The sequence below is a fragment of the Aquibium sp. A9E412 genome, from assembly GCF_030398335.1.
Taxonomy (GTDB): Bacteria; Pseudomonadota; Alphaproteobacteria; order Rhizobiales; family Rhizobiaceae; genus A9E412.
On sequence record NZ_JAOAOP010000002.1, the window covers coordinates 168,091 to 194,352 of the forward strand.

The window sequence follows — 26,262 nt, forward strand, 5'->3', positions numbered from 1 at the left end:
TTCCCGATGCCGCGCCTTCTCTGCTCGTCGAGCTCGCCCTACAGCGCCAAGGTGCGCATGGCGGCGGCCCATCTCGGCTACGCGCTCGATGCGGTGCCCGTCGACACCGGCGCCGAACCGGACGACCTGATCGCGGCCAATCCGCTCGGCAAGATCCCGACGCTGGTGACCGACGCCGGCGAGGCCGTGTTCGACAGCCGCACCATCATGCGCCACATCGACCGCGAGAGCGGCCGCAGCCTCTATCCGCGCAACGCGCGGCGCGCGGCGGAGGCCGAGCAGCTCGAGGCGCTCGCCGACGGGCTGTGCGACTGCCTGCTCGCGCATGTCATGGAGCGCCGCGGGCGGCCGGCCGACCAGGTGTCGCAGGCCTGGCTCGACAAGCAGTGGCGCAAGGCGCTGCGCGCGCTCGACCGGCTGAACGCCGCGCCGCCGCGGCTTTCCGGCCGGCCGACGGCGGGCCATTTCGCGCTGCGCGCGGCGATCGGCTATTGCGACCTGCGCTTTGCCGGGCAGTGGGAGCGCGGCCGGGCCAAGCTGGTCGGCTGGCGCCGGCGCTTCGACGCGCGCCACCCCGAGCTCGCCGCGCTCGCGCCGCACTGAGCCGCGACGAAAAAGGGCCGGGCGTCGCCGCCCGGCCCTCCGCGACCGATCCCGTGCGGATCGATCAGAACTTCATGCCGACGCCGAGCATGATCTTGTTGCTCGTCGCGTCGACCGACTGCGCACCGCTGCCGGTGTTGAAGGTCTCGCTGCCGTAGTCGGTGTAGCGGTACTCGAGACGGCCGAACACCTGCTCGGTGAGCTTGGCATCGACGCCCACGCCGGCCGTCCAGCCGAGCATGGTGTTGCTGTCGGAGCCGGCCGGATCGGTGATCTTGACGTTGCCGGCCGCACCGCCGGCCGTGCCGTAGACGAGCACGGTGTCGGTCGCCGCCAGGCCGAGGCGGGCGCGCAGCGAGCCCTCGACGCCGGCCTCCGAGCGCACGCCGGCATTGGTGCCGTCGACGCCGCTGTAGCCGATGTCGCCCTCGACGCCGTAGACGAAGGTGCCCGACTGCATGTTGTAGCCGCCGAACGCGCTGCCGGAGAAGCCGTCGGTGTCGATCTCGTTGCCCGCGGGGATGCCCGTGTCGGTGTGGCCCAGGAAGCCGTAGCCAACCGTGGCACCGACATAGGGGCCCGACCAGGACGCCACCGGCGGCACCTCCATCGGCGCGGCCGGCGCTGCCGGGGGCTGCTCGTAGACCGGATCGGCGGCCATGGCGGGCAGCGCCGCCAGCGACACCGCGAGTCCGAGTGTGGCGGCCACCGGCCGCATGATCTTCGTGTTGGCTCTCATGAACTGTACTCCTTGGCCAATTCGCAAGCAGCCGCGGCCGCCTGGGAGGCGTGAACGGCCGGACTCGGCTGCGGTTCCCTTGTCGTGACGAAATGCGGCGGCAGAGCACAGAAAAAGAGGTCTTTCGCTGGCATGAATGCGGCGGAAGCGTGACGTTGCATCCGCGCAACAGCCGCCTTCCGGGCCGCCGCATGGTCGCAGGCCGCTTGGACGAAGCGGACCCGGCACCTATATCGGGGCGGCCCGCCCTGACCCCGCTCCCAAGGTGTCCGATGCTGTTCAGCGTGTTTCTTCTCCTGGCCGGACTGGCCCTCCTGGTGATCGCCGGCGACTATTTCGTCAAAGGCTCGGTGGGTCTGGCGGAGCGGATCGGCGTGCCGGCGCTCATCATCGGCCTGACGGTGGTCGCCTTCGGCACCTCGGCGCCGGAGCTGTTCACCTCCGTGCAGGCCTCGCTGTGGGGCTCGCCCGGCATCGCGGTGGGCAATGTGGTGGGCTCCAACATCGCCAACGTGCTGCTGGTGCTCGGCCTGCCCGCACTGATCGCGCCGATCGTGGCGCACGGCGCCGGCGTCCGGCGCAACCTGGCGGTGATGCTCGTCGTCACCGTCGTCTTCATGTGGCTGCTCGGCAACGGCCACATCGGCCGGCTCGAGGGGCTGGCGCTTTTCCTCGGCCTGTGCGCCTTCATCGGCTGGCAGATCCTCGAGGGGATGAACGGGCGCGCGATGCCCGAGCACGATTTCCACGACGAGGTGGGCGACGCGCCGGGCCGGCCCGGCCGCATCACCGCCTATCTGCTGGCCGGCGCGATCGGCCTGCCCGTCGCCGCCCAGCTCACCGTCAAGGGCGCGACCGGCATCGCCAGCACCTTCGGCATCAGCGACGCGGCGATCGGCCTGACCATCGTGGCGATCGGCACCTCGCTGCCCGAGCTGGCCACCACCTTCATGGCCGCGCTGCGGCGCAGCGCCGCGGTTGCGATCGGCAACGTCGTCGGCTCCAACATCTTCAACGCGGCCGGCATCATGGGCCTGACCGCGCTGATCGCGCCGGTCGACGTCGACCAGCACATCATCGATTTCGACATGTGGGTGATGCTCGGCGCCGCGCTGCTGCTGGCGGTGATCGGCTTCGCCCGCATCTCGCTCGGCAAGATCGCCGGTGCGGCTATGTTCGCCGGCTTCGTGGTCTATATCATCAGCGTGTTCTAGGCTCCGGTGAAGTGACGGACGGCGGCATGCAGCAGGCGGACAAGACGGCGCTCATCACCGGCGGCGCCCGGCGCATCGGGCGGGCGATCGCGCTCGACCTGGCCGCGCACGGCTTCGCGGTGGCGATCCACTGCCACGGCTCGCGCGCGGCCGCCGAGGCGCTGGCGGGCGAGATCGCCGACGGCGGCGGCCGCGCCGCCGTGCTGCAGGCCGATCTCGGCGATGCGGCGGCGGCGCGCGGCCTGGTGCCGGCGGCGGCCGACGCGCTCGGCGGCCTCGGCCTGGTCGTCAACAACGCCTCGATCTTCGAGGACGACACGGTGCACGACTTCGAGGACGCGGTCTGGCAGGCGCATTTCGCGGTGCATCTGCGCGCGCCGGCGGAGCTGGCGCGGGCGCTCGCCGCCGCGCTGCCGGACGGCCGCGAGGGCCTGGTGGTCAACATGATCGACCAGCGGGTGTGGAGCCTGACGCCGCGCTTCTTCTCCTACACGCTGTCGAAGTCGGCGCTGTGGACGGCGACGCGCACCATGGCGCAGGCGCTGGCGCCGCGCGTGCGCGTCAACGCCATCGGCCCCGGCCCGACGCTGCGCAACGAGCGCCAGAGCGAGGCCGACTTCGACCGGCAGACCGAGGCGCTGCTTCTGCGGCGCGGCCCGGCGCTGGCCGAGTTCGGCGCCACGGTGCGCTATCTGTGGCAGGCGCGCTCGGTGACCGGCCAGATGATCGCGCTCGACGGCGGCCAGCATCTGGCATGGGAGACGCCGGACGTGCGGGTCGCCGAGTGAGGCGCCGCAAGGCAGCGGACGGCGGCGCTTGACGGACGCGCCGCAACGCACCACAGCGAAGGCCATGAAGGAAGCACGCGGAGACATCATCGCGGCGGCGGCGGGCGACGACGCGGCCGTCGCCTGGAAGGGCGGCGCGGCGCGCGCCGGCGAGACCGGCGCGGCGGCGATCCAGGCGCTGGTCAAGCGGCTGCCCAACCAGCCGGGCGTCTACCGCATGATGAACGCGGCCGGCGACGTGCTGTATGTCGGCAAGGCGCGCAGCCTGAAGAAGCGGGTGACCAGCTACGCGCAGGGCCGCGGCCACACCAACCGGATTGGCCGGATGATCCGCGAGACGGCGGCGATGGAGTTCGTCGTCACCCGCACCGAGACCGAGGCGCTGCTGCTCGAGGCCAACCTCATCAAGCGCTTCCGGCCGCGCTTCAACGTGCTTTTGCGGGACGACAAGTCGTTTCCCTACATCCTGCTGACCGGCGACCATCCCGCGCCCGGCATCTTCAAGCATCGCGGCGCGCGCAGCCGCAAGGGCGACTATTTCGGCCCGTTCGCGTCGGCCGGCGCGGTCGGCCGCACCATCAACTCGCTGCAGCGCGCCTTCCTGCTGCGCACCTGCAGCGATTCGGTGTTCGAAAGCCGCACCCGGCCCTGCCTGCTCTACCAGATCAAGCGCTGCGCCGGCCCGTGCACCGGCGAGGTGAGCGAGGCCGACTACGCCGCGCTGGTCGACGAGGCGAAGGCCTTCCTGTCGGGCCGCAGCAGCAAGGTGAAGGCGGAGATCGCCAGCGCCATGGAGGAGGCCTCCGAGGCGCTCGACTTCGAGCGCGCGGCCGTCTACCGCGACCGGCTGGCCGCGCTCAGCCACGTTCAGGCGCACCAGGGCATCAACCCGCAGGGCATCGAGGAGGCCGACGTCTTCGCCATCCACCAGGAGGGCGGCCAGAGCTGCATCGAGGTGTTCTTCTTCCGCACCGGGCAGAACTGGGGCAACCGCGCCTACTTCCCCAAGGCGGACGCCGCACTCGCCGCCGGCGAGGTGCTCGGCGCGTTCCTCGCCCAGTTCTACGACGACAAGCCGGTGCCGCGGCTGGTGCTGCTGTCCGAGCCGGTCGAGGACCAGACGCTGCTCGAGGCCGCACTGGGGGTGCGCGCCGGCCACCGGGTCTCGGTGCGCGCGCCGCAGCGCGGCTCCAAGAAGGACCTGACGGCGCATGCGCTGGCCAATGCGCGCGAGGCGCTCGGCCGGCGGCTGGCGGAAACCTCCTCGCAGGCGCGGCTGATGGCGGGGCTGGCCGAGACCTTCGGGCTGGAGGAGACGCCGCGGCGCATCGAGGTCTACGACAACTCGCACACCATGGGCACCAACGCCGTCGGCGCGATGATCGTCGCCGGGGCCGAGGGCTTCGCCAAGAACCACTACCGCAAGTTCAACATCCGCTCGCCCGACACCAGGCCGGGCGACGACTTCGCGATGATGCGCGAGGTGCTGGAGCGGCGCTTCGCCCGGCTGCTCAAGGAGCGCGGCCTGCCGGGCAACGGCGACGGCGCGACGGGGCCGGACGAGGAGGCCGAGGCCGGCGAGCTGCCGGCCTGGCCCGACGTCATCCTGATCGACGGCGGCCAGGGCCAGCTGTCGGCCGTGCGCGGGGTGCTGGAGGATCTCGGCATCGCCGACCGGGTGACGGCGATCGGCGTGGCCAAGGGGCCGGACCGCGACGCCGGCCGCGAGCGCTTCTTCATGGCCGGCCGCGAGCCGTTCTCGCTGCCGATGCGCGACCCGGTGCTGTATTTCGTCCAGCGGCTGCGCGACGAGGCGCACCGCTTCGCCATCGGCTCGCACCGGGCGCGGCGCAAGAAGGAGATGGTGAAGAACCCGCTCGACGAGATCCCCGGCATCGGACCGGGGCGCAAGCGGGCGCTGCTGCGCCACTTCGGCACCGCCAAGGCGGTGAGCCGCGCGGCGGTCGAGGACCTGGTCGCCGTCGACGGCATCTCCGAGGCGACGGCGCGCGCGGTCTATGCGCATTTTCACGACGGCGGCTGAGCGGCGCGCGGCCGGGCGCGGCCATCGGCCGCCGCTCCAGCGGGGCCGGCTGCTTGACCCTTCGCACCGGCATCTGGTTTGACTGTCGCAGCGACCGAGAGACACCCGATGGCCAAGCGCGCTTTCAACCTGCCCAACATCCTGACCTATGCGCGCATCCTGGCGGTGCCGCTGATCGTGCTGTGCTTCTTCCTCGAGGGACGGCTGCGCTCGAGCGACTTCGCGCGCTGGTCGGCGCTGGCGATCTTCCTGGCGGCCAGCATCACCGATTATTTCGACGGCTACTTCGCCCGAATCTGGCAGCAGACCTCGAACATCGGCAAGATGCTCGACCCGATCGCCGACAAGCTTCTGGTCGCCACCTGCCTGCTGCTTCTGGCCGCCGACACCGACCGCACGATCGCCGGCTGGACGCTGTGGGCGGCGATCATCATCCTGTGCCGCGAGATCCTGGTGTCGGGGCTGCGCGAATATCTCGCCGCGCTCAAGGTGAGCGTGCCGGTCACCCAGCTCGCCAAGTGGAAGACCACCATCCAGATGGTGGCGATCGCCTTCCTGCTGGCCGGCCCCGCCGGCGACAAGATCGTGCCCTACACCACCGAGGCCGGCATCGCGCTGTTGTGGTTCTCGGCCCTCGTCACGCTCTATACGGGCTACGACTACTTCCGCGCCGGGTTGAAGCACATCGTCGAGGAGTGAACGCCATGAAGCTCGTCTATTTCGCCTGGGTGCGCGAGCGCATCGGCACCAGCGAGGAGGAGGTGACGCCGCCCGCCGGCGTCGAGACCGTCGCCGACCTGATCGGCTGGCTGAGCGGCCGCGGCGAGGGCTACGCCGCCGCCCTCGCCCACCCGGAGGTGATCCGGGTGGCGATGGACCAGGAGCACGTCGCCCATGACACGCCGCTCGGCGGCGCGCGCGAGGTGGCGCTGTTCCCGCCGATGACGGGCGGCTGAGACCGATGGCGGCCGACTGGCAGCCGACCATCCGCATCCAGCGCGAGCCCTTCGCGCTCGAGGCGGAGGCGGCGCGGCTGTCGCAGGGCCGGCGCGACGTCGGCGCCGTCGTCACCTTCACCGGCTTGTGCCGCGACGAGGGCGGCCGGCTCGCCGCGCTCGAGCTCGAGCACTATCCCGGCATGGCCGAGGCCGAGATCGGCCGCATCGCGGCCGAGGCGGCCGGCCGCTGGCCGCTCGCCGGGCTCACCGTCGTCCACCGCTACGGCCGCATCGCGCCGGGCGAGCCGATCGTGCTGGTCGCCTCCGCCTCGGCGCATCGCGCGGCCGCCTTCGAGGCGGCGACCTTCGTGATGGACTTCCTGAAGTCGCGCGCACCGTTCTGGAAGCGCGAGCACCTGGCGGCCGGCGGCGCCGGCGACTGGGTGTCGGCGACCGACGGCGACGAACGCGCGCTGGCGCGCTGGCGGGAAGGCCGGCAGCGTTAACCCCCAGGTAAGGATAGGCCGCGATCGCGCCCCGCCTTAGAGTTTTCGCAAGGCGCCCGCCGCTAGGCTGCCCATGCGTAAGGCGTGTGTGGGAGCTCGATGCAGGAATATCTCGCAGCCCTGTGGTCGATGGGCGCCAGCCAGGAATGGCTGGTGACGGCGAACTTCATTCTCTCGGTCCTGCTGGCCCTGTGGATGCTGCGCTACCGCCAGCTCTACCTGTCGGCGCGCGCCGAGCAGGAAAACGCCCGCGGGCTGATCGACAACCTGACCGAAGGCATCTACCGCTCGTCGCTCGACGGCCGGCAGCTCAGCGCCAATCCCGCCCTGGTGCGCCTCAACGGCTATGACAGCGAGGCCGAGTTGCTCGCCTCGGTCAAGGACATCGCGCGCGAGTGGTACGTCGAGCCCGACCGACGGGCCGTCTTCCGCGACATCCTGATGCGCGAGGGCAAGGTCGAGAACTTCGTCTCCGAGATCTACCGGCACAAGACGCGCGAGCGCATCTGGGTGAGCGAATCGGCGCGCCTGGTGTGCGACCACAAGACCGGCCGGCCGCTGTTCTACGAGGGCTCGGTGCGCGAGATCACCGAGATGGTCGAGCGGCTGCATCTGGAGGAGATGTTCCAGAAGCTGACGACGCAGCTTCCCGGCGGGCTGTTCCAGATCTACCGCCGCAAGGGCGGCCGCTACAGCGTGCCCTATGCCAGCAGCGGCTTCCGCCGCATGATCGGGCTTGCGCCCGACGCAATGTTCCCGCGCCCCGACCAGGTGATCGCCGGCATCCACGAGGAGGATCGCCAGCGCTACATGGAGACGATGCGCCACTCCGGCATGGCGCTGACGCGCTGGGAGTGCGAATTCCGCATCCAGCCGCCCGGCGGAACCGAGAAGTGGCTGCGCGTCAACGCCATGCCCGAGGCGACCGCCGACGGCATCCTGTGGCACGGCTACGTCTCCGACATCTCCATGCGCAAGACGCAGGAGGTGGAGATCACCAAGCTCGCCTTCTACGACCCGCTGACCGCGCTGCCCAACCGGCGCCTGTTCCTCGACCGCATCAACGCGGCGGCCGAGCGCTGCCGCACGCATGGCGGCCACGGCGCGCTGATGTTCATCGACCTCGACAACTTCAAGACGCTGAACGACGCGATGGGCCACGACGTCGGCGACCGCTTCCTGGTGCAGGTGGCCGAGCGGCTGCGCGCCTGCGTCGGCGAGGACGGCATGGTGGCGCGCATCGGCGGCGACGAGTTCGTCATCGTGCTGGAACAGCTCGGCGGCGAGCACGCGATCGCCGTGCGCAACGCCATCGTGGTCGCCAACCGGGCGCTCTCGGTGCTGCGCCGGCCGTTCCAGCTCGGCCGGCTCGAGCACACCAGCTCGGCGAGCGTCGGCGTCGTCGTGTTCGACGGCGTCGAGACGCAGCCCGACGAGATCGTCAAGCATGCCGACCTCGCCATGTACCAGGCCAAGTCCGCGGGGCGCAACGGCGTGGCGCTGTTCGACCGTGCCGCCTTCGCCGCGGAGACCGAGCGGTTCCGGCTGCTGGCCGAGCTGCGCGAGGCGATGGCGGCGGGCAATGTCGGCCTGCACTTCCAGCCGCAGGTCGACGAGATGGGCCACGTCACCGGCGCGGAGGTGCTGGCGCGCTGGGACCACCCCGAGCGCGGCGTGCTGGCGGCGGAAAGCTTCGTGCCGCTGGCCGAGCAGTTCGGCCTGGCCGCCGACCTCTGCCGCTTCGTGCTGAAGCAGGCGATGGCGACGCTGGTGGGCTGGCGGGACGACCCGCGCATGGCGGGACTGCGGCTCGCCGTCAACATCGGCGTGCCGTCGATCGTCGGCGACGACCTGGCCGACTTCCTCGGCACGCTGCTCAAGCAGAGCGCGGTCGACCCGGCCCGGCTGACGCTCGAGCTCGGCCGTCAGGTGATGGCGAAGGACCAGCCGCTGATCGCGCGCCGCATGAACGAGCTCAAGGCGCTCGGCGTGCGGCTGTGCCTCGACGATTTCGGCACCGGCCACTCGTCGCTCTCCGACCTCAAGTCCCTGCCCTTCGACGAGCTCAAGATCGACGGCACCTTCGTCGCCGACATCGAGGGCAGCGACACCGACCGCGCGCTGGTCCAGACCATGCTGACCATGGCGCGCACGCTGCGCATCACCTCGGTGGCCGAGCATGTCGAGACGATCCAGCAGGCCGCCTTCCTGCGCGCCTTCGGCTGCGACAGCTTCCAGGGCTGGTACTTCAGCCCGCCGCTGTCGGCCGACGACCTCGCAGCCTTCGTCGCCGAGCACAACCCGGCACCGCCGGTGCAGCTCGCCGACTTCCGCCGCAACGCCTGAACGCGAAAAGGCCGGGCAGCGCGGCCCGGCCTTCGCGGCATTCCGTCATTCCGGCCGCGGGCGGCCGGCATCCCGTCGCCCGCGCGTGACGCCTCAGCCGACGATCTCGGTCTCGGCGAACCAGTAGGCGATCTCCTGGGCGGCGGTCTCCGGCGCGTCGGAGCCATGCACGGAGTTCTCGCCGATCGAGCGGGCGTAGAGCTTGCGGACGGTGCCCTCGGCGGCGTCGGCCGGGTTGGTCGCGCCCATCACCTCGCGGTTCTTCGCGATCGCGTTCTCGCCTTCGAGAACCTGCACGACGGTCGGGCCCGACGACATGAAGTCGCACAGCTCGTCGAAGAACGGGCGCTCCTTGTGGACGGCGTAGAAGCCTTCCGCCTGGCGCCGGCTCATCCACACCCGCTTGGAGGCGACGACGCGCAGGCCGGCCTCCTCGAGCAGCTTGGTGATGGCGCCGGTCAGGTTGCGCTGCGTGGCGTCCGGCTTGATCATCGAGAAGGTGCGTTCGATCGCCATGAAAGGTCCTTCACTGTCTGGATTGGATACGCGGGAGGAAGATGGCGCGCTCTATAGCGGCCGGCACCGCAGATGTGAAGCGGCTTTCAGGCCGCCGCCGGCACGGCGCGGCCGACACCGCCGTGCAGATCGAGGCAGCGCTGGAACCACACGTCGACCCGGTCGTCGACCTCGAGCGGCCAGAACGGCGAGACCACGCGCAGCCATTGCAGCGCGCCGGCGACGATGTAGTCGGAGAAGAGCGGCCCCTCGCCGCCGATGAAGGGCTGCGCCTTGAGCATGCTGCGCAGCGGCAGCAGTGCTGCGGCGAACGCCTCGCGCAGGGCCGCCTCGCCCGGCCACACCTGTTCGAGCGGCCGGCCCATGCGCGCCTCGCGGCTCTCGCGGAAATAGCTCTGGTCCTCCGGCGCCAGCGCGTCGTGGATGTCCTTGAGCGCGGCCTGCGCGATCGGCGGGTGCAGCGTCGCCGCCGCCCAGCGCTCGACGAAGCGCGCCGCCGCCAGGCCGCCGGCGCCGTCGAACAGCGTCGGCCGGTCGGGATAGGTTTCCTCCAGATAGACCGCGATGGCGAAGGAGTCCGTCACCACCTGCTCGCCGTCGCGGATCACCGGCACGGTCTTCGACACGCCGCCCTCGACGCGCGGCACCTCGGTGAAGCCGGTCGGCACGCGCTCGAACTCGAGCTCCTTGTGGGCGAGCGCGAAGGCGACCTTCCAGCAGTGCGGGCTGAACGGGCGCGCGGTGTCGCGGCCGACGAGGTCATAGAGCAGGATCGTCATTGCGGAAGTCTCCCGGGCAGTGATAATCTGTCAGCATTGCTGACCTTTTTACCATCGGAGGCGGCCATGGACATGAAGGACGATTTCACGATGTTCGCGGCCTACAACGCGTGGGCCAACGGGCGTCTCTACGATGCCGCGGCAGCGCTCGACGTCAAGCAGTGGCGGGCCGAAACCGGTGCATTCTTCGGCTCCATGATGGGCACGCTCAACCACATCCTGGTCGCAGACCGCATCTGGATGAAGCGCTTCACCGGCCGGGGCGAGGCGCCCGACCGGCTCGACGCGATCGTGCACGAGACGTTCCAGGCGCTGCGCGAGGCGCGCGAGGCGGAGGATGCGCGCATCCGCGCCTGGGTCGCCACGCTCGACGTCGCCGCGCTCGACGGCAGCTTCAGCTACGCTCGCGTCAGCGACGGGACCTCCGTCACCCAGCGGCTCGGACCGGCGCTGGCGCACTTCTTCAACCACCAGACGCACCATCGCGGCCAGGCGCACATGATCCTGTCGGTGCTCGGCCACACCCCGCCGGCGCTCGACCTGCTGTTCTTCCACCGCGCCGAGGCGGGCCGGGCCTTCGCGTGAGCCCGCCGCTGCGGGCTTGCGGCCGGCGGCCGGGCTGTGTCAAACCGGCGCCATGCTGACCGTCACCGACCTGTCCCTGCGCGTCGCCGGGCGCCTGCTGATCGACCACGCCTCGCTGAGCCTGCCGGCCGGCGCGAAGGCCGGGCTCGTCGGTCGCAACGGCACCGGCAAGACGACGCTGTTCCGCGCCATCACCGGCGAGCTGCCATCGGAGACCGGCAGCATCGCGCTGCCGAAGAACACGCGCATCGGCCAGGTGGCGCAGGAGGCGCCGGGCACCGAGGAGCCGCTGATCGACATCGTGCTGAAGGCCGACCGCGAGCGGCTGGCGCTGATGCGCGAGGCGGAGACGGCGCGCGAGGCGCACCGCATCGCCGAGATCCACACCCGGCTGGCCGACATCGACGCCCATTCGGCGGAGGCGCGCGCGGCCGCCATCCTCGCCGGCCTCGGCTTCGACGCGGCGGCGCAGAAGCGGCCGGCCTCGTCGTTCTCCGGCGGCTGGCGCATGCGCGTCGCGCTCGCCGCGGTGCTGTTCGCCGAGCCCGACCTGCTGCTGCTCGACGAGCCGACCAATTATCTCGACCTTGAAGGCACGATGTGGCTGGAAAGCTACGTCGCGCGCTATCCGCACACCGTGCTTCTGATCAGCCACGACCGCGACCTGCTCAACCGGGCCGTCTCCTCGATCGTGCATCTGGAGGGCGGCAAGCTGACGCTGTGGCGCGGCGGCTACGACCAGTTCGAGCGCCAGTATGCCGAGCGCGCCGAGCTGCAGGAGAAGCAGCGCGTCAAGCAGGACGCCCAGCGCAAGCACATGGAGGCCTTCGTCGAGCGCTTCCGCTACAAGGCCTCGAAGGCGCGCCAGGCGCAGTCGCGGCTGAAGGCGCTCGAGCGGCTGAAGCCGGTCGCGGCGGCGGTCAACGAGAGCGTGCGGCCGTTCCGCTTTCCCGATCCCGACAAGGCGGTCGCCTCGCCGATCATCGCGCTCGACGGCGGCCAGGTCGGCTACACGCCGGGCAAGCCGGTCCTCAGGAACCTGACGCTGCGCATCGACACCGACGACCGGATCGCGTTGCTCGGCGCCAACGGCAACGGCAAGTCGACCTTCGCCAAGCTGCTGTCGGGCCGGCTCGGCCTCGAGGCCGGCACGATGACCGTGGCGCCCGGCCTGAAGGTGGCGATGTTCGCCCAGCACCAGCTCGAGGAGCTGCGCCCGGCCGAGAACGCGCACCAGCATGTGCGCCGGCTGATGCCCGACGCGCCGGAGGCCAAGGTGCGCGCGCGGGTGGCGCAGTTCGGCCTGGCGACGGAGAAGATGGACACGCCGGCCAAGGACCTGTCGGGCGGCGAGAAGGCGCGGCTGCTGCTCGGCCTGTCGGCCTTCGAGGGGCCGAACCTGTTCATCCTCGACGAGCCGACCAACCATCTCGACATCGATTCGCGGCGCTCGCTGATCGACGCCCTCAACGCCTTCGACGGCGCGGTGATCCTGATCAGCCACGACCGCCACCTGATCGAGGCGACCGCCGACCGGCTGTGGCTGGTCGACGGCGGCGGCGTGGCGCCGTTCGACGGCGACCTGTCGGACTACCGCCGGCAGGTGACCGGCGGCGGCAGCGAGCGGCGCGAGAAGCGCGAGGCCGACCGCCAGTCCAAGGCGGACAAGCGCCGCGAGGCGGCGCGCCGGCGTGCCGAGCTCGAGCCGCTGGCCAAGGAGATCAAGGCGACCGAGGGGCTGATCGAACGCACCCGGAGGCGGCTGGCCGCGATCGAGACGGATCTCGCGGACCCGGCGCTCTACAACGGCGACAGCGCGCGCGCGACGGAGCTCGCCCGGGAGCGGGCCGAGCTCGCCGAGACGCTGGCGCGCCACGAGGACGCCTGGCTGCGGCTGTCGGAACGCTACGAGGAGGAGCTGGCGTCATGACGATCGAGGTGGAGAAGCTCGACGCGATCACCGTCGTGCGCATCACGCGGCCGGAGGCGCGCAACGCCGTCGACCCGGAGACGGCGCGCGCGCTGTTCGAGGCCTTCGTCGCCTTCGGCCGCGACGACGACGCCAGGGTGGCGGTGCTGACCGGCGTGCCGGGCGCCTTCTGCGCCGGCTTCGACCTCAAGCGGGCGGCGACCGTCGACGAGGACTGGTTCGCCGCGCTCGACCTCGACGAGCGCTGGCACGACCCGGCCGAGGACGCGCGCCAGGGGCCGATGGGGCCGACGCGGCTCCTGCTGCCCAAGCCGGTCATCGCCGCCGTCTCGGGACCGGCCGTCGCCGGCGGCATGGAGCTGGCGCTGTGGTGCGACATGCGGGTGATGGAGCGCTCGGCCTATATGGGCGTCTACTGCCGGCGCTGGGGCGTGCCGCTGATCGACGGCGGCACGGTGCGCCTGCCGCGCGTCGTCGGGCACGGCCGGGCGATGGACCTGATCCTGACCGGCCGCAAGGTGGAGGCCGAGGAGGCGCTGGCGATCGGGCTCGCCAACCGGGTCGTCGACGACGGCACCGCGGTCGACGAAGCCGTGGCGCTCGCCCGCGAGCTCGCCCGCTTTCCGCAGGCCTGCATGCGCGCCGACCGCGCCTCGGCGATCCGCCAGTGGTCGCTCGACCCGGCGGCGGCCCTGGTCAGCGAGTGGAAGAGCGCGGCGACCTTCCGCTCGGAGGGCGCGGCCGGCGCGGCGCGCTTCGCCGCCGGCAAGGGCCGGTCGGGCGATTTCGGCGAGATCTGACGGCGATGGCGACGCGGCCGAGCACCATCGGCTTCGATGCCGACGACACGCTGTGGCAGAACGAGCAGTTCTACCGGCTCACCGAGGCGCGCTTCACCGGACTGCTGGCCGACTATGCCGAGCCCGGCACGGTGTCGGACCGGCTGCTCGCCGCCGAGCGCCGCAACCTCGCCAAGTACGGCTTCGGCATCAAGGGCTTCACGCTGTCGATGATCGAGACGGCGATCGAGGTCACCGAGGCGCGGGTGCCGTCCTCCGTGATCGCCGAGATCCTCGCCGCCGGGCGCGCCATGCACGACCACCCGGTCGAGCCGCTGCCGCATGCCCGCGCGACGCTCGAGACGCTGGCCGGGCGCTACCGCATCGTGCTGATCACCAAGGGCGACCTGTTCGACCAGGAGCGCAAGCTGGCGCAGTCGGGGCTGGGCGCGCTGTTCGACGCCGTCGAGATCGTCAGCGACAAGACGCGGGCGTCCTACGAGCGCGTCTTCGCGCAGCACGGCGACGGCGCGGCGCGCGCCGTGATGGTCGGCAACTCGCTGAAGTCCGACGTCAGGCCGGCGCTCGAGGCCGGCGGCTGGGGCGTGCACGTGCCGCACGACCTGACCTGGGCGCTGGAGCACGACACGGTGCCGCAGGACCAGCCGCGCTTCCACCGCATCGCCCATCTCGGCGAGCTGGTGCCGCTGGTCGAGGCGTTGTAGCGCGTCGCGGCCAAAGGCGCGCGGCGCCGGCCGACGACACCGGGCGATGCCGTTGCATCCGCCGCGCGGCGGCGACGCGCGGCGCGACGGCCTGTCTTTGAGGCGCCCGTCGCCGCGTCAGCCGCCCCTGCCCCAGCGCCGCGGCGGCGGCGCTGCGGCCGGCTTCCGCCGGCGGCGGCGCAGGGCCAGCACGAAACCGACGAAGCCGACGGCGATCAGCACGTAGCCGACCGGCGGCACGCGCGGGTCGAGCTCGAAGGCGGTGGCGCGCAGCACCAGGTCGACCGCCGCGACCGTCGCGCCGCCGGCCTCGCCGAACGCAATCGCGAAGCGGTAGGCGTCGCCGTCCACCGGATCGATGAGGCCGGCCTCGGCGCGATAGATCTGGGTGGTGCCCTGCGGGCTGGTCGACTGCGGGTTGGAATCGACGAAGGTGAGACGCCGTTCCAGCACCGTGCGGCCCTCGGTCCGCGCGCGCAGCACGAGCACCGTGCGCGCGGCGGCCGGGCTGAAGGTGCCGCGCGTGGTCAGGTCGACGAGCACCCGCACCGGCGCGTCGGACGGCGCCAGCATCGCCTCGGCGCTGCGCAAGCCGGTGTCCGGCTCGTAGAGCCGCCAGCTGCCGATCTCGTAGCCGGAGATGTTGTAGACCGCCCACGGATAGACGGCGCCGAGCACCAGCCCGGCGAGCAGCATCAGCGCGAAGAGGACGCGCAGCGCGACGACCACCGTCAGGCCTTCTTCTGCCAGCGCCGGTCCGGTCCCTGCTGCCAGTAGGTGACAGCGTGGCCGGCCCCCTTGAGCGCCTTCCAGTGGCGCCGCGCCGCCTCGAGCTGGGCGGTGTCGTGGCCGTCGAACAGGAACACCGCGCGCGCATAGCCGTCGAGCGTGCCGGGCTCGGCGCCATCGACCAGGAAGCGGATGGCCGCGCCGTTCGGATTGCCGTCGCTCACCGTGAGCAGCACCGGCTGGTCGGCGGCATGCGCGTCGCGGTCGGTGCCGTGGGCGAGGAAGGAATCGTCGCGATAGGTCCACAGCGCCGCGTCGAGCGCGTCGCGCCGCTCCTCGCTCGCCGTCTGCACGGCGACGCGCCAGCCGCGCTCGAGGCTCTTTTCCACGAGCGGCGGCAGCGCCTCCTCCAGCGTCGATTCGGTGAGGTGGTAGAACAGGATCTCCAAGCCCCGGCTAGCCCTCGTAGTGGTCGGCCACCAGCCGGTCGAGCAGCCGCACGCCGTAGCCTGAGCCCCAGGAGCGGTTGACCTCCGACGACGGCGAGGCCATCGCCGTGCCGGCGACGTCGAGATGCGCCCACGGCGTGTCCTTGACGAAGCGCTGCAGGAACTGCGCCGCGGTGATGGCGCCGGCGTGGCGGCCGCCGACATTCTTCATGTCGGCGAACTTGGAATCGATCAGCTTGTCGTACTCGCTGCCGAGCGGCATGCGCCACACCTTCTCCGCCGTCGCCCTGCCGGCCGCCGTCAGGCGCTCGGCCAGCTCGTCGTCGTTGGAGAACAGGCCGGCATGGGCGTTGCCGAGCGCCACCAGGATGGCCCCGGTCAGCGTCGCCAGGTTGACCATGAACTGCGGCGCGAAGCGGTCGTTGCAGTACCACAGAAGGTCGGCGAGCACGAGCCGGCCCTCGGCGTCGGTGTTGATGACCTCGATCGTCTGGCCCGACATCGAGGTGACGATGTCGCCGGGACGCTGCGCCAGGCCGTCCGGCATGTTCTCCACCAGGCCGATGATGCCGACCGCGTTGACCTTGGCCGAGCGGCCGGCGAGCGCCTGCATCAGGCCGACGACCGTGGCCGCGCCGGCCATGTCGCCCTTCATGTCCTCCATGCCGCCGGCCGGCTTGATGGAGATGCCGCCGGTGTCGAACACCACGCCCTTGCCGATGAAGGCGACAGGCTTCTGCCGCGCCTTGCCGCCGTTCCAGCGCATCACGGCCACGCGCGGCGGGCGGGCGGAGCCCTGGCCGACGGCGAGCAGCGCGCGCATGCCGAGCTTGCCGAGCTCCTTCTCGGTCAGGATCTCGACCTCGACGCCGAGCGACCGGAGCTCCCGGGCGCGGTCGGCGAACTCCTGCGGGCCGAGCACGTTGGCCGGCTCGTTGACGAGGTCGCGCGCCGTCATCACGCCGTCGCCGATCGCCTCCAGCCGCGCGAAGGCCTTCTTGGCGGCGGCGGGATCGGCGCAGTGGACGGTCACCCTGGCCGCCTTGCCGCGATCGGCCTTGCCGTTGTCCTCGTCCTTCCGCGTCTTGTACTTGTCGAAGGCGTAGCTGCGCAGCAGGACGCCGAGGCCGAGCGCGGCGGCGGCCTCGGCCGACACCTCGGCGTCGGCCACCTGGGCGATGATGGCGATCTCGGTCGCCTTGCCGGCAGCCGCCGCGGCCGCGCCGCCGGCCTTCAGCCAGGTGTCCTCGGTGATCTCGGCCGGCTTGCCGACGCCGACGGCGACCAGCCGGTCAAGCGCGCTGCCGCCCGGCGCCAGCACCTCGACGCTCTTGCCGGGCTTGCCGGAGAACCCGGCCGTCTTCGACGCCCTGGAGAGCACGCCGTCGGGGTCGCAGGCCGCCGCGTCGGGCGACAGCGCGCCGTCCTGCGGCATGAGCACGACGACCGTGCCCTTCTTCGGGGTGGCGGGCTTGGCAAAGGTGATTGTCGGGCGTTTGGCCATGTCTCATCCGTTTCAGCGTGCTGTCGTCGAAATCCGCGCGATCTTGGGCGTTTCCGCCCGGAAGGCAACCCCTGCCGACGGCCGCCGTTCCCGGCGACGGGCGAGCGGCGATCCATCGCAGCCGCGGCATGCGGCGCGGGCTTGCCAACCGGCGAAATGCTTCGCATTCTCCGCGCCGTTTTGCAAAAGGCGACGGCGGCGCGGCAACGACCGGCCGCCGCAGCCGACCGGCGGGGCGGCCGGTAGCGGGCAATTGGGGTAAGAATGGCTGCAAGGGGTGCACCCGAACGGGATGCCACAGAACCGCTCGCCGTGTTCGGGCGCGGCTCGGTGGTGTCCGGACTGACGCTGTTCCTGGTCGGCGCGCTCTTCCTGTTCGCGCTGGCGCCGGGGCTCGACCGCTGGGCGAGCACGCTGTTCTTCCTGGCCGCCGACTGCGCCGAGGGCGCGCCCGCCGCGCGCGTGTGCGGCGGCTTCCCGGCCTCGGCCGATCCGACGCTGATCGCCGTGCGCAACTTCTTCCACGTGCTGCCGGCGACGCTCGCCGTGGCGCTGCTCGCCATCGTGCTGGTGCGCATGGTGCGTCCGCCGCGCCTGCGCGACCCGTTCAACCTGACGGCTCTGGTGGCGCTCGGCAGCCTGATCGCGTCGTCGGCGGTGCTCGTCAACCTGCTGCTCAAGGAGTTCTCGGGCCGGCCGCGGCCGCGCGACACCGAGCTGTTCGGCGGCACGCAGCCCTTCGTGCCGGTCGGCGAGTTCACCGATCTTTGCGCCCGCAACTGCTCGTTCGTGTCGGGCGAGGCGTCGGCCGCGTTCTGGCTGCCCTGCCTGGTGCCGCTGTTTCCCGCGCGCCTGCGCGGCGCGGCGCTGGTCGTCACGCTCGCCGTCGCGGTGTTCGTGTCCATGCTGCGCGTCGCCTTCGGCGGCCACTACCTGTCGGACGTGACGATCGCCGGCGGCCTGACCCTGTGGGTCTTCGCGCTCGCCTCGCTGGCCACCCGCAAGCTGATGGCAAGCGGCGCGCCCGCCGCCGCCGGGCGCCGGCCCTGAGCGTTGCCCGGCTGCATCAGGGTTTTCTTAACCACGCCGGTTCGTCCAATTTTAGCCAATCTGCGGTTCGATCAGGTGGAGGACGGGTGTACCCTGGCGTGGCGTCGCATGCGGCGCATTCCACGGGGGCCCGCGCCCCGTGCCGCAAGACGACAGGCCAAGCCCGCGCGCCATGACGAGCCTCATCGAACGCTATATCTTCCGGCGCGTCCTGGGCCTGGCGCTGGTGATGCTGATCGCCAGCACGACGATCGTTCTGATCACGCAGATCCTCATCCGCATCAACGTCATCACCACCTCCGGCGAGGCGCTGGTGACGTTCCTGAAGATCGCCGCCTTCCTGGTGCCGTCGATGATCGTCGTGGTCATGCCCTTCGCGCTGCTGATCGCGGCCACCCGGGTGTTCGACGGCATGAACGGCGATTCGGAGCTTTCGGTGCTCGAGGCCTCCGGCAAGTCGCCGCGCACCACCGCCCGGCCGGTTCTCGTGCTGGCGCTGATCACCAGCCTGGTGACGCTCGGCATCTCGCTGGCCGCCGAGCCGTGGGCCAACCGCAAGCTGCGCGACGTGCTGACCAATGCCGGGGCCGACCTGCTGCAGGTCGCCATCCAGGCCGGCACCTTCACCGCGCTCGACGAGAACCTCTACGTGCAGATCGGCGAGCAGCTTCCCGGCGGCACGCTCGGTCAGATCCTGCTCGTCGACCTGCGCGACGATGAGCAGGACCTGATCTACTACGCCAAGCGCGGCGTGCTGCTGCGCGACGAGAGGCGCGACCTGCTCTTGCTGCGCGAGGGCGAGCTGCACCGCAAGAGCCGCGAGACGGGCGAGCTGTGGTTCGTGCGCTTCGAGACCAGCGGCCTCGACCTGTCCGACTTCCGGCCGGCGATGGGCGAGGCCAACTACCTGCCCAAGGAGTACGACACCGGCTTCCTGCTCGACCCCGACCCGGAGAACCATCTCGCCAAACACGTGCCGCATCTGCTGCGCTCGGAGCTGCACCGGCGGCTGACAGACTGGCTCTACGCCTTCCTGTTCGGCGTCATCGCCGTCTATTTCGCCAGCCGCGCGCGCTCCAACCGCGAGGAGCAGATGTGGAACCTCACCGTCGCCTTCGCCATCGCGCTCGCGCTGCGCGGGGCGGGCTTCCTGGTGATCAACGAGGCGGGCGAGAGCACGGCGGTGGCGGTGCTCGCCTATGCGCTGCCGGTCGGCGCGTCGGCCGCCTTCCTCGCCCTGCTGCTGCTCGGCCGCCAGGCACACGTGCCGCAGAAGCTGGTCGACCGCGTGACGCGGCAGGTCGAGACGGCCGGCGCCCGGCTCGAGCGGCTGCAGCTGCGCATGAAGGGGTATCGCGGCCGCGGCGCGGAGAGCCGGCCATGATGGGCGGCACGCTGTTCTTCTACTTCATGCGCCGCTACGCGGTGCTCACCGCGCAGATCTTTCTCGGCCTGCTGATCATCGCCTATCTGGCCGACTTCACCGAGTTCTCGCGCCGCGCGTCGAGCTGGGAGGGCTTCAGCTTCTCGGCCGGCCTGCTGCTGTCGCTGCTCAAGGTGCCGTTCATCGTGCAGACGGCGATCCCCTTCATCATCCTGTTCTCGGCGATCACCGCGCTGGTCAACTTCAACCGCAAGCACGAGCTCGTCATCGCGCGCGCCGCCGGGGTCTCGGCCTGGCAGTTCCTGGCGCCGCTGTGCGTGGCGAGCTTCCTGATCGGCGTCGCCGCGGTGGCGGTGCTCAACCCGCTGGCGGCCAAGGCCTTCGCCTACTCGCAGGAGATGGAGGCGACGATCCGCGGCGCCAATCCCGGCGACGACGGCGGCAGCCGCATGCCGTGGCTGCGCCAGCGCACCGACGAGGGCGTGACCATCATCGGCGCCAAGAACACCGCGCGGCGCGGCCTGCTGCTCAGCCAGGCGACCTTCCTGCGAATCGGCGAGGACGGCGACATCGTCGAGCGGCTCGACGCGCGCCGCGCCGTGCTCGACGACGGCGCCTGGCGGCTCACCGATGTGGTGCGCGTCGATGCCGCACGCGACAAGCAGGAGCTGTCGACGGTGTCGATCAAGTCGGGGCTGAGCCCCGAATTCGTCGAGCAGCAGCTCGCCCGGCCGGAGGCGATCCCCTTTTTCGAGCTGCCCGGCAAGATCGAGGTCGCACGCGCCTTCGGCCTCGGCGCCGATGCCTTCGCCATGCAATTTCAATCGCTTCTGGCACTGCCCGTGCTGCTGGTCGCGATGACGCTGATCGCCGCCACGGTGTCGATGCGCTTTGCCCGGATGGGCCAGTCGGCGACCCTGATTCTGGCTGGAATCCTCGCAGGCTTTCTGCTTTATGTCGTCTCGGTCGTGGTCAAGGCGTTCGGCAGCGGAGGGATCGTGCCGCCCGTCGTGGCCGCCTGGACACCGGTCGTCGTGGCCATGTTCTTCGGGGTGACGTTCCTTTTGTACAAGGAGGATGGCTAGTGCGTAAGCCGGCGACGGCAGGCGTGGGACCCCGCCGGCTGGCGGCCCTGACGGGCGCCACGGCGCTTGCCTGCGTCATGGCGGCCGCCCTGCCCGGGCCCGCCGCCGCACAGCTCGAGGACGTCGCCGCCGAGCAGCTCCCCGCCGACGCGGAGATGCTGCTCGAGGCCGACACGCTGGTCTACGACAACGACGCCAACACGATCTCCGCCGTCGGCGGCGTGCAGATCGAGTATGGCGGCAACACGCTGGTCGCCGATCGCATCACCTACGACCGCAACACCGCGCGGCTGATGGCCATCGGCAATGTCGAGATCGTCGAGCGCGACGGCAACCGCATCTTCGCCGACGAGATCGACATCACCGACGACTTCCGCGACGGTTTCGTCAACGCGCTGCGCATCGAGACCGTCGACGACACCTATTTCGCCGCCGAGAGCGCGGAGCGCCGCGACGGCACGCTGACCACCTTCAACAACGGCGTCTACACCGCCTGCGAGCCGTGCGAGGAAAAGCCCGGCAAGCCGCCGATCTGGCAGGTCAAGGCGCGCAAGATCATCTGGAACGGCGAGACCAAGATCGTGCGCTTCGAGCAGGCGCGCTTCGAGTTCTTCGGCCTGCCGATCGCCTATCTGCCGTATTTCGAGATCGCCGATCCGACGGTGAAGCGCAAATCGGGCTTCCTGATCCCCAGCATCACCGGCGACGACGAGCGCGGCTACGGCCTGCGCGTGCCCTACTACCTGGCGCTGGCGCCGACCTACGACCTGACGCTCGCCGTCACCGGCTACACGCGCCAGGGCTTCCTCGGCGAGGCGGAGTGGCGCCAGCAGTTCAACAGCGGCTACTACAACTTCAAGGTGGCCGGCATCATCCAGCAGAACCCCGACGCCTGGCGCGCCGGGCGCATCGACAGCGCCAACGTCAACCGCGGCATGGTCGGCTCGCGCGGCTTCTTCGAGATCAACCCGCGCTGGCATTTCGGCTGGGACGTGCTCGTCCAGTCGGACAAGAACTTCTCCAACACCTACGACATCGAGGGCTTCGACGAGCGCAACCGGCGCTCCGAGGTCTTCCTGACCGGGCTCAACGACCGCAACTATTTCGACCTGCGCGCGATGCACTTCCAGGTGCAGGAGGACGTGCCGGCGTCGAACCGGTTCGCGACCGACGAGAAGCAGCCCTGGGTGCTGCCGAGCTTCGACTACGCCTACATCCCCGATACGCCGCTGGCCGGCGGCGAGCTCAGCATCGACGTCCACGCGCAGGGCCTCTACCGCGAGCTGCAGGACGTGTCGCCGAACCCGGCCGTGGCGCCGTTCACCGAGGTCGAGGGTCCCGGCGGCGCCTCGGGCCGGGTGACCGCGCAGGCTGAGTGGAAGCGCCGCTTCGTCACGCCGGGCGGGCTGTCGCTGACGCCGATCCTGCATGCGCGCAGCGACGCGATCTTCACCGACTACGGGCCGGGCACCGTCAACGCGATCAACAACTTCACGATCAACGGCACGCCCGTGGCCGCCGACGTGCGCTCGTCCTACTACCGCTACATGGCGACCGCCGGCCTCGAGGTGCGCTGGCCGGTGCTGTTCTCGACGGCGAGCTCGACGCACGTGCTGGAGCCGATGGCACAGATCTTCCTGCGGCCCGACGCGCCCTATGGCGACACGCTCGGCATTCCGAACGAGGATGCCCAGAGCCTGGTGTTCGACGCCACCACGCTGTTCGCGCGCGACAAGTTCTCCGGCTACGACCGCATCGAGGGCGGCACGCGCGCCAATGTCGGCCTGCGCTACGTCGGCAGCTTCGCCAACGGCTGGAGCGCCAACGCGCTGTTCGGCCAGTCCTACCATCTGGCCGGACGCAATCCCTTCGCCCAGCCGGACCTGGTCAATGTCGGCGCCTTCTCGGGCCTGGAGAGCGACGTGTCGGACTTCGTCGGCCTGGTCGGCGTCGCCTCGCCCGGCGGCTACTCCGCCTCGCTCGGCGCCCGCTTCGACGAGCAGACCTTCGAGATGCGCCGCGCCGACGTGCGGGCGGGCTACACGTCGCGGCCCTTCTCGGTCTACGGCCAGTACGCCTACATCCAGGCGCAGCCGCTCTACGGCTTCCCGAACGACCGCCAGGAGGTGACCGGCAGGGTGCGGCTGCGCTTCCGCGAGAACTGGACGACCTTCGGCTCGGCGACCTACGACCTGCAGAGCAGCACGCTGTCGTCGACCGCCATCGGCCTCGGCTACGACGACGAGTGCTTCATCTACACGATGACCTTCAGCCGGACGCAGAACGTGGTCACGGACGAGGTGAGCAACGCCTTCAGCTTCCGCGTGTCGCTGCGCACCATCGGCGACTTCGGCAGCAACGCGAACAGCGTGCTCGACAGCTTCGACGACTGAGCACGGCGTGCGCGGCCGGCAGGGCGGCGGGCAAGCGGTCATCGTTTCGCCCCATAGGCCCGACATCACCGGCCGTGCTAGAGCCGTTCTGCCTTTCACGGAGCCGCAGATCGGCTCCAGCTTTTGGTTTTGACGCGTTTGCGGACGGCGAACCGGTTTCCACTTCGCCTGCAAACGCTCTAGGATCAGCACACGGGCCTTGCCTGGCACGAACGAGAGAAATGGGGAGCCGCAGACGATGACAGCGAGCAGCCGACGTCACACCCGGGTGGGCCTCACCCTCATTGCCGCCGCACTGGCGATGACGCTGGCCGTCCCGCTGGCGCCGGCGCAGGCGGCGGAGATCCGCTACGTGGTCAACGACGCGCCGGTCACCAGCTACGACATCGAGCGGCGGGTCGCCCTGCTGCGGCTGCAGCGGCGCAGCGGCAACTTGCGCCAGGCCGCCACCGAGGAGATGATCAACCAGACGCTGCGCCTGCAGGAGATGGCGCGGCGCAACATCACCATCTCCGAGGACGCGGTCGATCAGGCCTATCAGCGCTTCGCCTCGGGCAACAATCTGTCGGTCAGCCAGCTCAACTCGATCCTCGCCCAGTCGGGCGTCACGCAGGCGCACTTCAAGGACTTCATCCGCACCCAGATGGGCTGGAACCGGGTGCTGCAGGCGCGCTACCGCTCGACCGGCCAGATGAGCGAGCAGGAGGTGGTGCAGAAGATGCTCGAGCAGGGCGGCCAGAAGCCGACCGCCACCGAGTACATGCTGCAGCAGGTCATCTTCGTGGTGCCGAGCGCCGAGCGCAACGCCCTGATCAACAAGCGCAAGCGCGAGGCGCAGTCGATGCGCGACCGCTTCCGCGGCTGCGACAGCACGCGCGAGTTCGCCAAGGGCCTGCTCGACGTGACCGTGCGCGACCTCGGCCGCGTGCTGGCGCCGGAGCTGCCGCCGGACTGGAAGGACGAGGTCAGCAAGACCGCGCCGGGCGCCGCCACGCCGGTGCGGGTGACCGAGCGCGGCGTCGAGTTCATCGGCGTGTGCTCGACGCGCGAGGTCTCCGACGACCGCGTGGCGCAGATGGTCTTCCAGAGCGAGCAGTCCGACAGCGAGATCGGCGAGAAGCTCAGCGAGGAGTTCATGGCCGAGCTGCGCGAGAAGGCACGCATCGTCGAGCGCTGAGCGGCGGCGCCCGTCTGGAAGGATCGTTCCGCGCCATGAGCGTTCTCGCCCTGACGATGGGAGAGCCGGCCGGCATCGGGCCGGAGATCGTGCTCGAGGCCTGGCGGCTGCGCGCCGCGCACGCGGTGCCGGCGTTCTGCGTCTACGGCGACCCGGCGCTGCTCGCCGCGCGCGCCCGGCACGCCGGCCGCACCATCCCGATCGCCGAGACCGGGCCGCAGGAGGCCGCGTCGCGCTTCGAGGACGCGCTGCCGGTGGTGCCGGCCGCGCGCGCCATGAGCGACACGCCCGGCACGCCCGACCGGGGCAACGCCGCCGGCGTGATCGAGACGATCCGGCGCGCGGCGGCCGATGCCGACGCCGGCCGCGTCGCCGGCGTGGTGACCGCGCCGATCGCCAAGAAGCCGCTCTACGAGGCGGGCTTCTCGTTTCCCGGCCACACCGAGTTTCTCGGCCATCTCGCCGAGGGCTTCGGCCACGGCCCGGTGCGGCCGGTGATGATGATGGCCGGACCGGAGCTGCGCACGGTGCCGGTGACGATCCACATCCCGCTCGCCAGCGTGCCGGCGACGCTGACCACCGAGGCGATCGTCGAGACCGGCCGCATCACGGCCGACGGGCTCGCGCGTCGCTTCGGCATCGCCCGGCCGCGGCTGGCGGTCGCCGGGCTCAACCCGCATGCCGGCGAAGGCGGCGCGATGGGCGGCGAGGACGAGGCGGTGGTGCGGCCGGCCGTCGAGCGGCTGCGCGCGGCGGGCATCGAGGCGTTCGGCCCGCTGCCGGCCGACACCATGTTCCACGCCGGCGCGCGCGCGGGCTACGATGCGGCGCTGTGCATGTATCACGACCAGGCGCTGATCCCGGCCAAGGCGCTCGCCTTCGACGAGACGGTCAACGTGACCCTCGGCCTGCCCTTCATCCGCACCTCGCCCGACCACGGCACCGCCTTCGACATCGCCGGCAAGGGGCTCGCCAGGCCCGACAGCCTGATCGCCGCGCTCAAGCTCGCCGCCGCGATGGCCGGGCGCGCGGCGGCCGGACCCGAACGGTGAGCGGCGACGGGCTGCCGCCGCTGCGCGCGGTCATCGCCGAGCACGGGCTGGCCGCCCGCAAGGCGCTCGGCCAGAACTTCCTGCTCGACCTCAACCTGACCGGCCGCATCGCGCGGGCGGCCGGCGACCTGTCGCAGGCCACCGTGATCGAGGTCGGCCCCGGCCCCGGCGGCCTGACGCGGGCGCTGCTCGCCGAGGGCGCGGCGCGCGTCGTCGCCATCGAGCGCGACGAGCGCTGCCTGCCGGCGCTGGCCGCGGTCGCCGCGCGCTATCCCGGCCGGCTGGAGGTCGTGCCGGGCGATGCGCTGGAAACCGACTTCGCCGGGCTCGCCGCCGGCGCCGAGGACGTGCGCATCGTCGCCAACCTGCCCTACAACATCGGCACGGCGCTGCTGGTGCGCTGGCTGACGCCGTCCGCCTGGCCGCCCTTCTGGCGCTCGATGACGCTGATGTTCCAGCGCGAGGTGGCCGAGCGCATCGTCGCCGCGCCCGGCGACGCCGCCTATGGCCGGCTCGCCGTCCTGGCCGGCTGGCGCAGCGAGGCGCGCATCCTCTTCGACGTGCCGCGGCAGGCCTTCACGCCGCCGCCCAAGGTGACCTCGTCGGTGGTCGGCCTGGTGCCGCGCGCGGCACCGCTTGCCGCCGACGCCGCGACGCTGTCGCGCGTCACGGAAGCGGCCTTCGGCCAGCGCCGCAAGATGCTGCGCCAGAGCCTCAAGCGGCTCGGCGGGCCGGCGCTGCTCGAGGCCGCCGGCATCGACGGCACGCGGCGCGCCGAGACGCTGTCGGTGGCGGAGTTCGTGGCGCTGGCGAACGCGCTGCGCGCCGGCGCCGTTTAGAGCGACGCGTTTGCGAACGGCGAACCGGTTTCCACTTCGCCTGGAAACGCTTGTCTTGACGCGTTTCCGAACGGCGAACCGGTTTCCACTTCGCCTGGAAACGCTTGT

Annotated in this window: 25 protein-coding genes; 19 read left to right on the forward strand and 6 right to left on the reverse strand. The window is 71.1% G+C overall.

The window, feature by feature from the left end:
• The first annotated feature begins 6 nt into the window (after window positions 1-6).
• A complete protein-coding gene (locus N1F89_RS02105) occupies window positions 7-603 on the forward strand; it encodes a glutathione S-transferase family protein (RefSeq protein WP_290081016.1) in 597 nt (198 codons plus the stop codon).
• 64 nt (window positions 604-667) lie between these two features.
• Here N1F89_RS02105 and N1F89_RS02110 read toward each other — a convergent pair whose 3' ends face one another.
• The gene (locus N1F89_RS02110; protein WP_290081018.1) at window positions 668-1,342 is read right to left on the reverse strand and encodes an outer membrane protein; all 675 of its coding nucleotides are present in this window, start codon (window positions 1,340-1,342) and stop codon (window positions 668-670) included.
• Window positions 1,343-1,614: 272 nt separating this feature from the next.
• On the opposite strand from N1F89_RS02110, the gene N1F89_RS02115 reads away from it, so the two are divergent.
• The 7 genes from N1F89_RS02115 to N1F89_RS02145 all read left to right on the forward strand — a co-directional run bounded on the left by N1F89_RS02115 (window position 1,615) and on the right by N1F89_RS02145 (window position 9,178).
• A complete protein-coding gene (locus N1F89_RS02115) occupies window positions 1,615-2,556 on the forward strand; it encodes a calcium/sodium antiporter (RefSeq protein ID WP_290081020.1) in 942 nt (313 codons plus the stop codon).
• A gap of 26 nt (window positions 2,557-2,582) precedes the next feature.
• Complete coding sequence (locus tag N1F89_RS02120; protein ID WP_290081022.1) at window positions 2,583-3,344, forward strand: SDR family oxidoreductase; 762 nt, start codon at window positions 2,583-2,585, stop codon at window positions 3,342-3,344.
• Window positions 3,345-3,408: 64 nt separating this feature from the next.
• A complete protein-coding gene (uvrC, locus tag N1F89_RS02125) occupies window positions 3,409-5,388 on the forward strand; it encodes an excinuclease ABC subunit UvrC (protein ID WP_290081024.1) in 1,980 nt (659 codons plus the stop codon).
• A gap of 108 nt (window positions 5,389-5,496) precedes the next feature.
• Window positions 5,497-6,087: a CDP-diacylglycerol--glycerol-3-phosphate 3-phosphatidyltransferase gene (gene pgsA / locus N1F89_RS02130; RefSeq protein ID WP_290081026.1), complete on the forward strand. Its 591-nt coding sequence runs from the start codon at window positions 5,497-5,499 to the stop codon at window positions 6,085-6,087.
• A gap of 5 nt (window positions 6,088-6,092) precedes the next feature.
• The gene (gene moaD, locus N1F89_RS02135; RefSeq protein WP_290081027.1) at window positions 6,093-6,344 is read left to right on the forward strand and encodes a molybdopterin converting factor subunit 1; all 252 of its coding nucleotides are present in this window, start codon (window positions 6,093-6,095) and stop codon (window positions 6,342-6,344) included.
• A gap of 5 nt (window positions 6,345-6,349) precedes the next feature.
• Window positions 6,350-6,832 (forward strand): molybdenum cofactor biosynthesis protein MoaE, encoded by a 483-nt coding sequence (locus N1F89_RS02140; RefSeq protein ID WP_290081028.1) that lies wholly within the window; start codon window positions 6,350-6,352, stop codon window positions 6,830-6,832.
• Between the two features lie 99 nt (window positions 6,833-6,931).
• Window positions 6,932-9,178 (forward strand): EAL domain-containing protein, encoded by a 2,247-nt coding sequence (locus tag N1F89_RS02145; protein ID WP_290081029.1) that lies wholly within the window; start codon window positions 6,932-6,934, stop codon window positions 9,176-9,178.
• A 93-nt stretch (window positions 9,179-9,271) separates the two neighbouring features.
• Here N1F89_RS02145 and ndk read toward each other — a convergent pair whose 3' ends face one another.
• Window positions 9,272-9,694 carry a nucleoside-diphosphate kinase gene (ndk, locus tag N1F89_RS02150; protein WP_290081030.1) on the reverse strand — a complete coding sequence of 141 codons (423 nt, stop codon included), beginning with the start codon at window positions 9,692-9,694 and terminating at the stop codon, window positions 9,272-9,274.
• Window positions 9,695-9,780: 86 nt separating this feature from the next.
• Window positions 9,781-10,473 (reverse strand): glutathione S-transferase family protein, encoded by a 693-nt coding sequence (locus tag N1F89_RS02155; RefSeq protein WP_290081031.1) that lies wholly within the window; start codon window positions 10,471-10,473, stop codon window positions 9,781-9,783.
• A 72-nt stretch (window positions 10,474-10,545) separates the two neighbouring features.
• Here N1F89_RS02155 and N1F89_RS02160 point away from each other — a divergent pair, with 72 nt between their 5' ends.
• Genes N1F89_RS02160 through N1F89_RS02175 form a run of 4 tightly spaced genes read left to right on the forward strand, consistent with a single transcriptional unit; the run spans window position 10,546 to window position 14,492 of the window.
• A complete protein-coding gene (locus N1F89_RS02160; RefSeq protein WP_290081061.1) occupies window positions 10,546-11,058 on the forward strand; it encodes a DinB family protein in 513 nt (170 codons plus the stop codon).
• A 52-nt stretch (window positions 11,059-11,110) separates the two neighbouring features.
• Window positions 11,111-12,988, forward strand: coding sequence for an ABC-F family ATP-binding cassette domain-containing protein (locus N1F89_RS02165; RefSeq protein ID WP_290081034.1), 1,878 nt, complete (start codon window positions 11,111-11,113; stop codon window positions 12,986-12,988).
• Complete coding sequence (locus N1F89_RS02170) at window positions 12,985-13,788, forward strand: crotonase/enoyl-CoA hydratase family protein (protein WP_290081036.1); 804 nt, start codon at window positions 12,985-12,987, stop codon at window positions 13,786-13,788. Before N1F89_RS02165 ends, N1F89_RS02170 begins: the two co-directional genes overlap by 4 nt.
• Window positions 13,789-13,793: 5 nt before the next feature.
• On the forward strand, window positions 13,794-14,492 hold the full coding sequence (locus N1F89_RS02175) for an HAD family hydrolase (RefSeq protein WP_290081037.1): 699 nt from the start codon (window positions 13,794-13,796) through the stop codon (window positions 14,490-14,492).
• 117 nt (window positions 14,493-14,609) lie between these two features.
• Here N1F89_RS02175 and N1F89_RS02180 read toward each other — a convergent pair whose 3' ends face one another.
• From N1F89_RS02180 to N1F89_RS02190, 3 genes are read right to left on the reverse strand one after another with little or no spacing between them, the layout of a single operon-like run.
• The gene (locus N1F89_RS02180; protein ID WP_290081039.1) at window positions 14,610-15,221 is read right to left on the reverse strand and encodes a hypothetical protein; all 612 of its coding nucleotides are present in this window, start codon (window positions 15,219-15,221) and stop codon (window positions 14,610-14,612) included.
• A 2-nt stretch (window positions 15,222-15,223) separates the two neighbouring features.
• Window positions 15,224-15,670, reverse strand: coding sequence for a DNA polymerase III subunit chi (locus N1F89_RS02185; RefSeq protein WP_290081041.1), 447 nt, complete (start codon window positions 15,668-15,670; stop codon window positions 15,224-15,226).
• A 7-nt stretch (window positions 15,671-15,677) separates the two neighbouring features.
• Window positions 15,678-17,174, reverse strand: coding sequence for a leucyl aminopeptidase (locus N1F89_RS02190; RefSeq protein WP_290081042.1), 1,497 nt, complete (start codon window positions 17,172-17,174; stop codon window positions 15,678-15,680).
• 312 nt (window positions 17,175-17,486) lie between these two features.
• On the opposite strand from N1F89_RS02190, the gene N1F89_RS02195 reads away from it, so the two are divergent.
• The 7 genes from N1F89_RS02195 (at window position 17,487) to rsmA (ending at window position 26,154) form a co-directional block, all read left to right on the forward strand.
• The gene (locus N1F89_RS02195; RefSeq protein ID WP_290081043.1) at window positions 17,487-18,224 is read left to right on the forward strand and encodes a phosphatase PAP2 family protein; all 738 of its coding nucleotides are present in this window, start codon (window positions 17,487-17,489) and stop codon (window positions 18,222-18,224) included.
• A 172-nt stretch (window positions 18,225-18,396) separates the two neighbouring features.
• Window positions 18,397-19,608, forward strand: coding sequence for an LptF/LptG family permease (locus tag N1F89_RS02200; RefSeq protein WP_290081044.1), 1,212 nt, complete (start codon window positions 18,397-18,399; stop codon window positions 19,606-19,608).
• Window positions 19,605-20,693: an LPS export ABC transporter permease LptG gene (gene lptG / locus N1F89_RS02205; protein WP_290081046.1), complete on the forward strand. Its 1,089-nt coding sequence runs from the start codon at window positions 19,605-19,607 to the stop codon at window positions 20,691-20,693. The genes N1F89_RS02200 and lptG overlap by 4 nt, the downstream gene beginning before the upstream one ends.
• A 77-nt stretch (window positions 20,694-20,770) precedes the next feature.
• Complete coding sequence (locus N1F89_RS02210; protein ID WP_290081063.1) at window positions 20,771-23,086, forward strand: LPS-assembly protein LptD; 2,316 nt, start codon at window positions 20,771-20,773, stop codon at window positions 23,084-23,086.
• A gap of 238 nt (window positions 23,087-23,324) precedes the next feature.
• Window positions 23,325-24,263, forward strand: a complete 939-nt coding sequence (locus N1F89_RS02215) for a SurA N-terminal domain-containing protein (RefSeq protein WP_290081048.1) — start codon at window positions 23,325-23,327, stop codon at window positions 24,261-24,263.
• A 35-nt stretch (window positions 24,264-24,298) separates the two neighbouring features.
• The gene (gene pdxA, locus N1F89_RS02220) at window positions 24,299-25,315 is read left to right on the forward strand and encodes a 4-hydroxythreonine-4-phosphate dehydrogenase PdxA (protein ID WP_290081050.1); all 1,017 of its coding nucleotides are present in this window, start codon (window positions 24,299-24,301) and stop codon (window positions 25,313-25,315) included.
• Window positions 25,312-26,154, forward strand: a complete 843-nt coding sequence (rsmA, locus tag N1F89_RS02225; protein ID WP_290081051.1) for a 16S rRNA (adenine(1518)-N(6)/adenine(1519)-N(6))-dimethyltransferase RsmA — start codon at window positions 25,312-25,314, stop codon at window positions 26,152-26,154. Before pdxA ends, rsmA begins: the two co-directional genes overlap by 4 nt.
• Window positions 26,155-26,262: the final 108 nt, after the last annotated feature.

Bases quoted from the DNA above. Each gene is read 5' to 3' on its own strand.
- N1F89_RS02190 (WP_290081042.1), bottom strand. From the start codon at position 17,174: ATGGCCAAACGCCCGACAATCACCTTTGCCAAGCCCGCCACCCCGAAG.
- N1F89_RS02115 (WP_290081020.1), top strand. From the start codon at position 1,615: ATGCTGTTCAGCGTGTTTCTTCTCCTGGCCGGACTGGCCCTCCTGGTG.
- N1F89_RS02155 (WP_290081031.1), bottom strand. From the start codon at position 10,473: ATGACGATCCTGCTCTATGACCTCGTCGGCCGCGACACCGCGCGCCCG.
- ndk (WP_290081030.1), bottom strand. From the start codon at position 9,694: ATGGCGATCGAACGCACCTTCTCGATGATCAAGCCGGACGCCACGCAG.
- uvrC (WP_290081024.1), top strand. From the start codon at position 3,409: ATGAAGGAAGCACGCGGAGACATCATCGCGGCGGCGGCGGGCGACGAC.
- N1F89_RS02175 (WP_290081037.1), top strand. From the start codon at position 13,794: ATGGCGACGCGGCCGAGCACCATCGGCTTCGATGCCGACGACACGCTG.
- N1F89_RS02105 (WP_290081016.1), top strand. From the start codon at position 7: ATGCCGCGCCTTCTCTGCTCGTCGAGCTCGCCCTACAGCGCCAAGGTG.
- moaD (WP_290081027.1), top strand. From the start codon at position 6,093: ATGAAGCTCGTCTATTTCGCCTGGGTGCGCGAGCGCATCGGCACCAGC.
- pgsA (WP_290081026.1), top strand. From the start codon at position 5,497: ATGGCCAAGCGCGCTTTCAACCTGCCCAACATCCTGACCTATGCGCGC.
- N1F89_RS02145 (WP_290081029.1), top strand. From the start codon at position 6,932: ATGCAGGAATATCTCGCAGCCCTGTGGTCGATGGGCGCCAGCCAGGAA.
- N1F89_RS02140 (WP_290081028.1), top strand. From the start codon at position 6,350: ATGGCGGCCGACTGGCAGCCGACCATCCGCATCCAGCGCGAGCCCTTC.
- N1F89_RS02210 (WP_290081063.1), top strand. From the start codon at position 20,771: ATGGCGGCCGCCCTGCCCGGGCCCGCCGCCGCACAGCTCGAGGACGTC.
- N1F89_RS02165 (WP_290081034.1), top strand. From the start codon at position 11,111: ATGCTGACCGTCACCGACCTGTCCCTGCGCGTCGCCGGGCGCCTGCTG.
- N1F89_RS02120 (WP_290081022.1), top strand. From the start codon at position 2,583: ATGCAGCAGGCGGACAAGACGGCGCTCATCACCGGCGGCGCCCGGCGC.
- N1F89_RS02110 (WP_290081018.1), bottom strand. From the start codon at position 1,342: ATGAGAGCCAACACGAAGATCATGCGGCCGGTGGCCGCCACACTCGGA.
- N1F89_RS02160 (WP_290081061.1), top strand. From the start codon at position 10,546: ATGAAGGACGATTTCACGATGTTCGCGGCCTACAACGCGTGGGCCAAC.
- N1F89_RS02200 (WP_290081044.1), top strand. From the start codon at position 18,397: ATGACGAGCCTCATCGAACGCTATATCTTCCGGCGCGTCCTGGGCCTG.
- pdxA (WP_290081050.1), top strand. From the start codon at position 24,299: ATGAGCGTTCTCGCCCTGACGATGGGAGAGCCGGCCGGCATCGGGCCG.
- N1F89_RS02215 (WP_290081048.1), top strand. From the start codon at position 23,325: ATGACAGCGAGCAGCCGACGTCACACCCGGGTGGGCCTCACCCTCATT.
- N1F89_RS02170 (WP_290081036.1), top strand. From the start codon at position 12,985: ATGACGATCGAGGTGGAGAAGCTCGACGCGATCACCGTCGTGCGCATC.
- lptG (WP_290081046.1), top strand. From the start codon at position 19,605: ATGATGGGCGGCACGCTGTTCTTCTACTTCATGCGCCGCTACGCGGTG.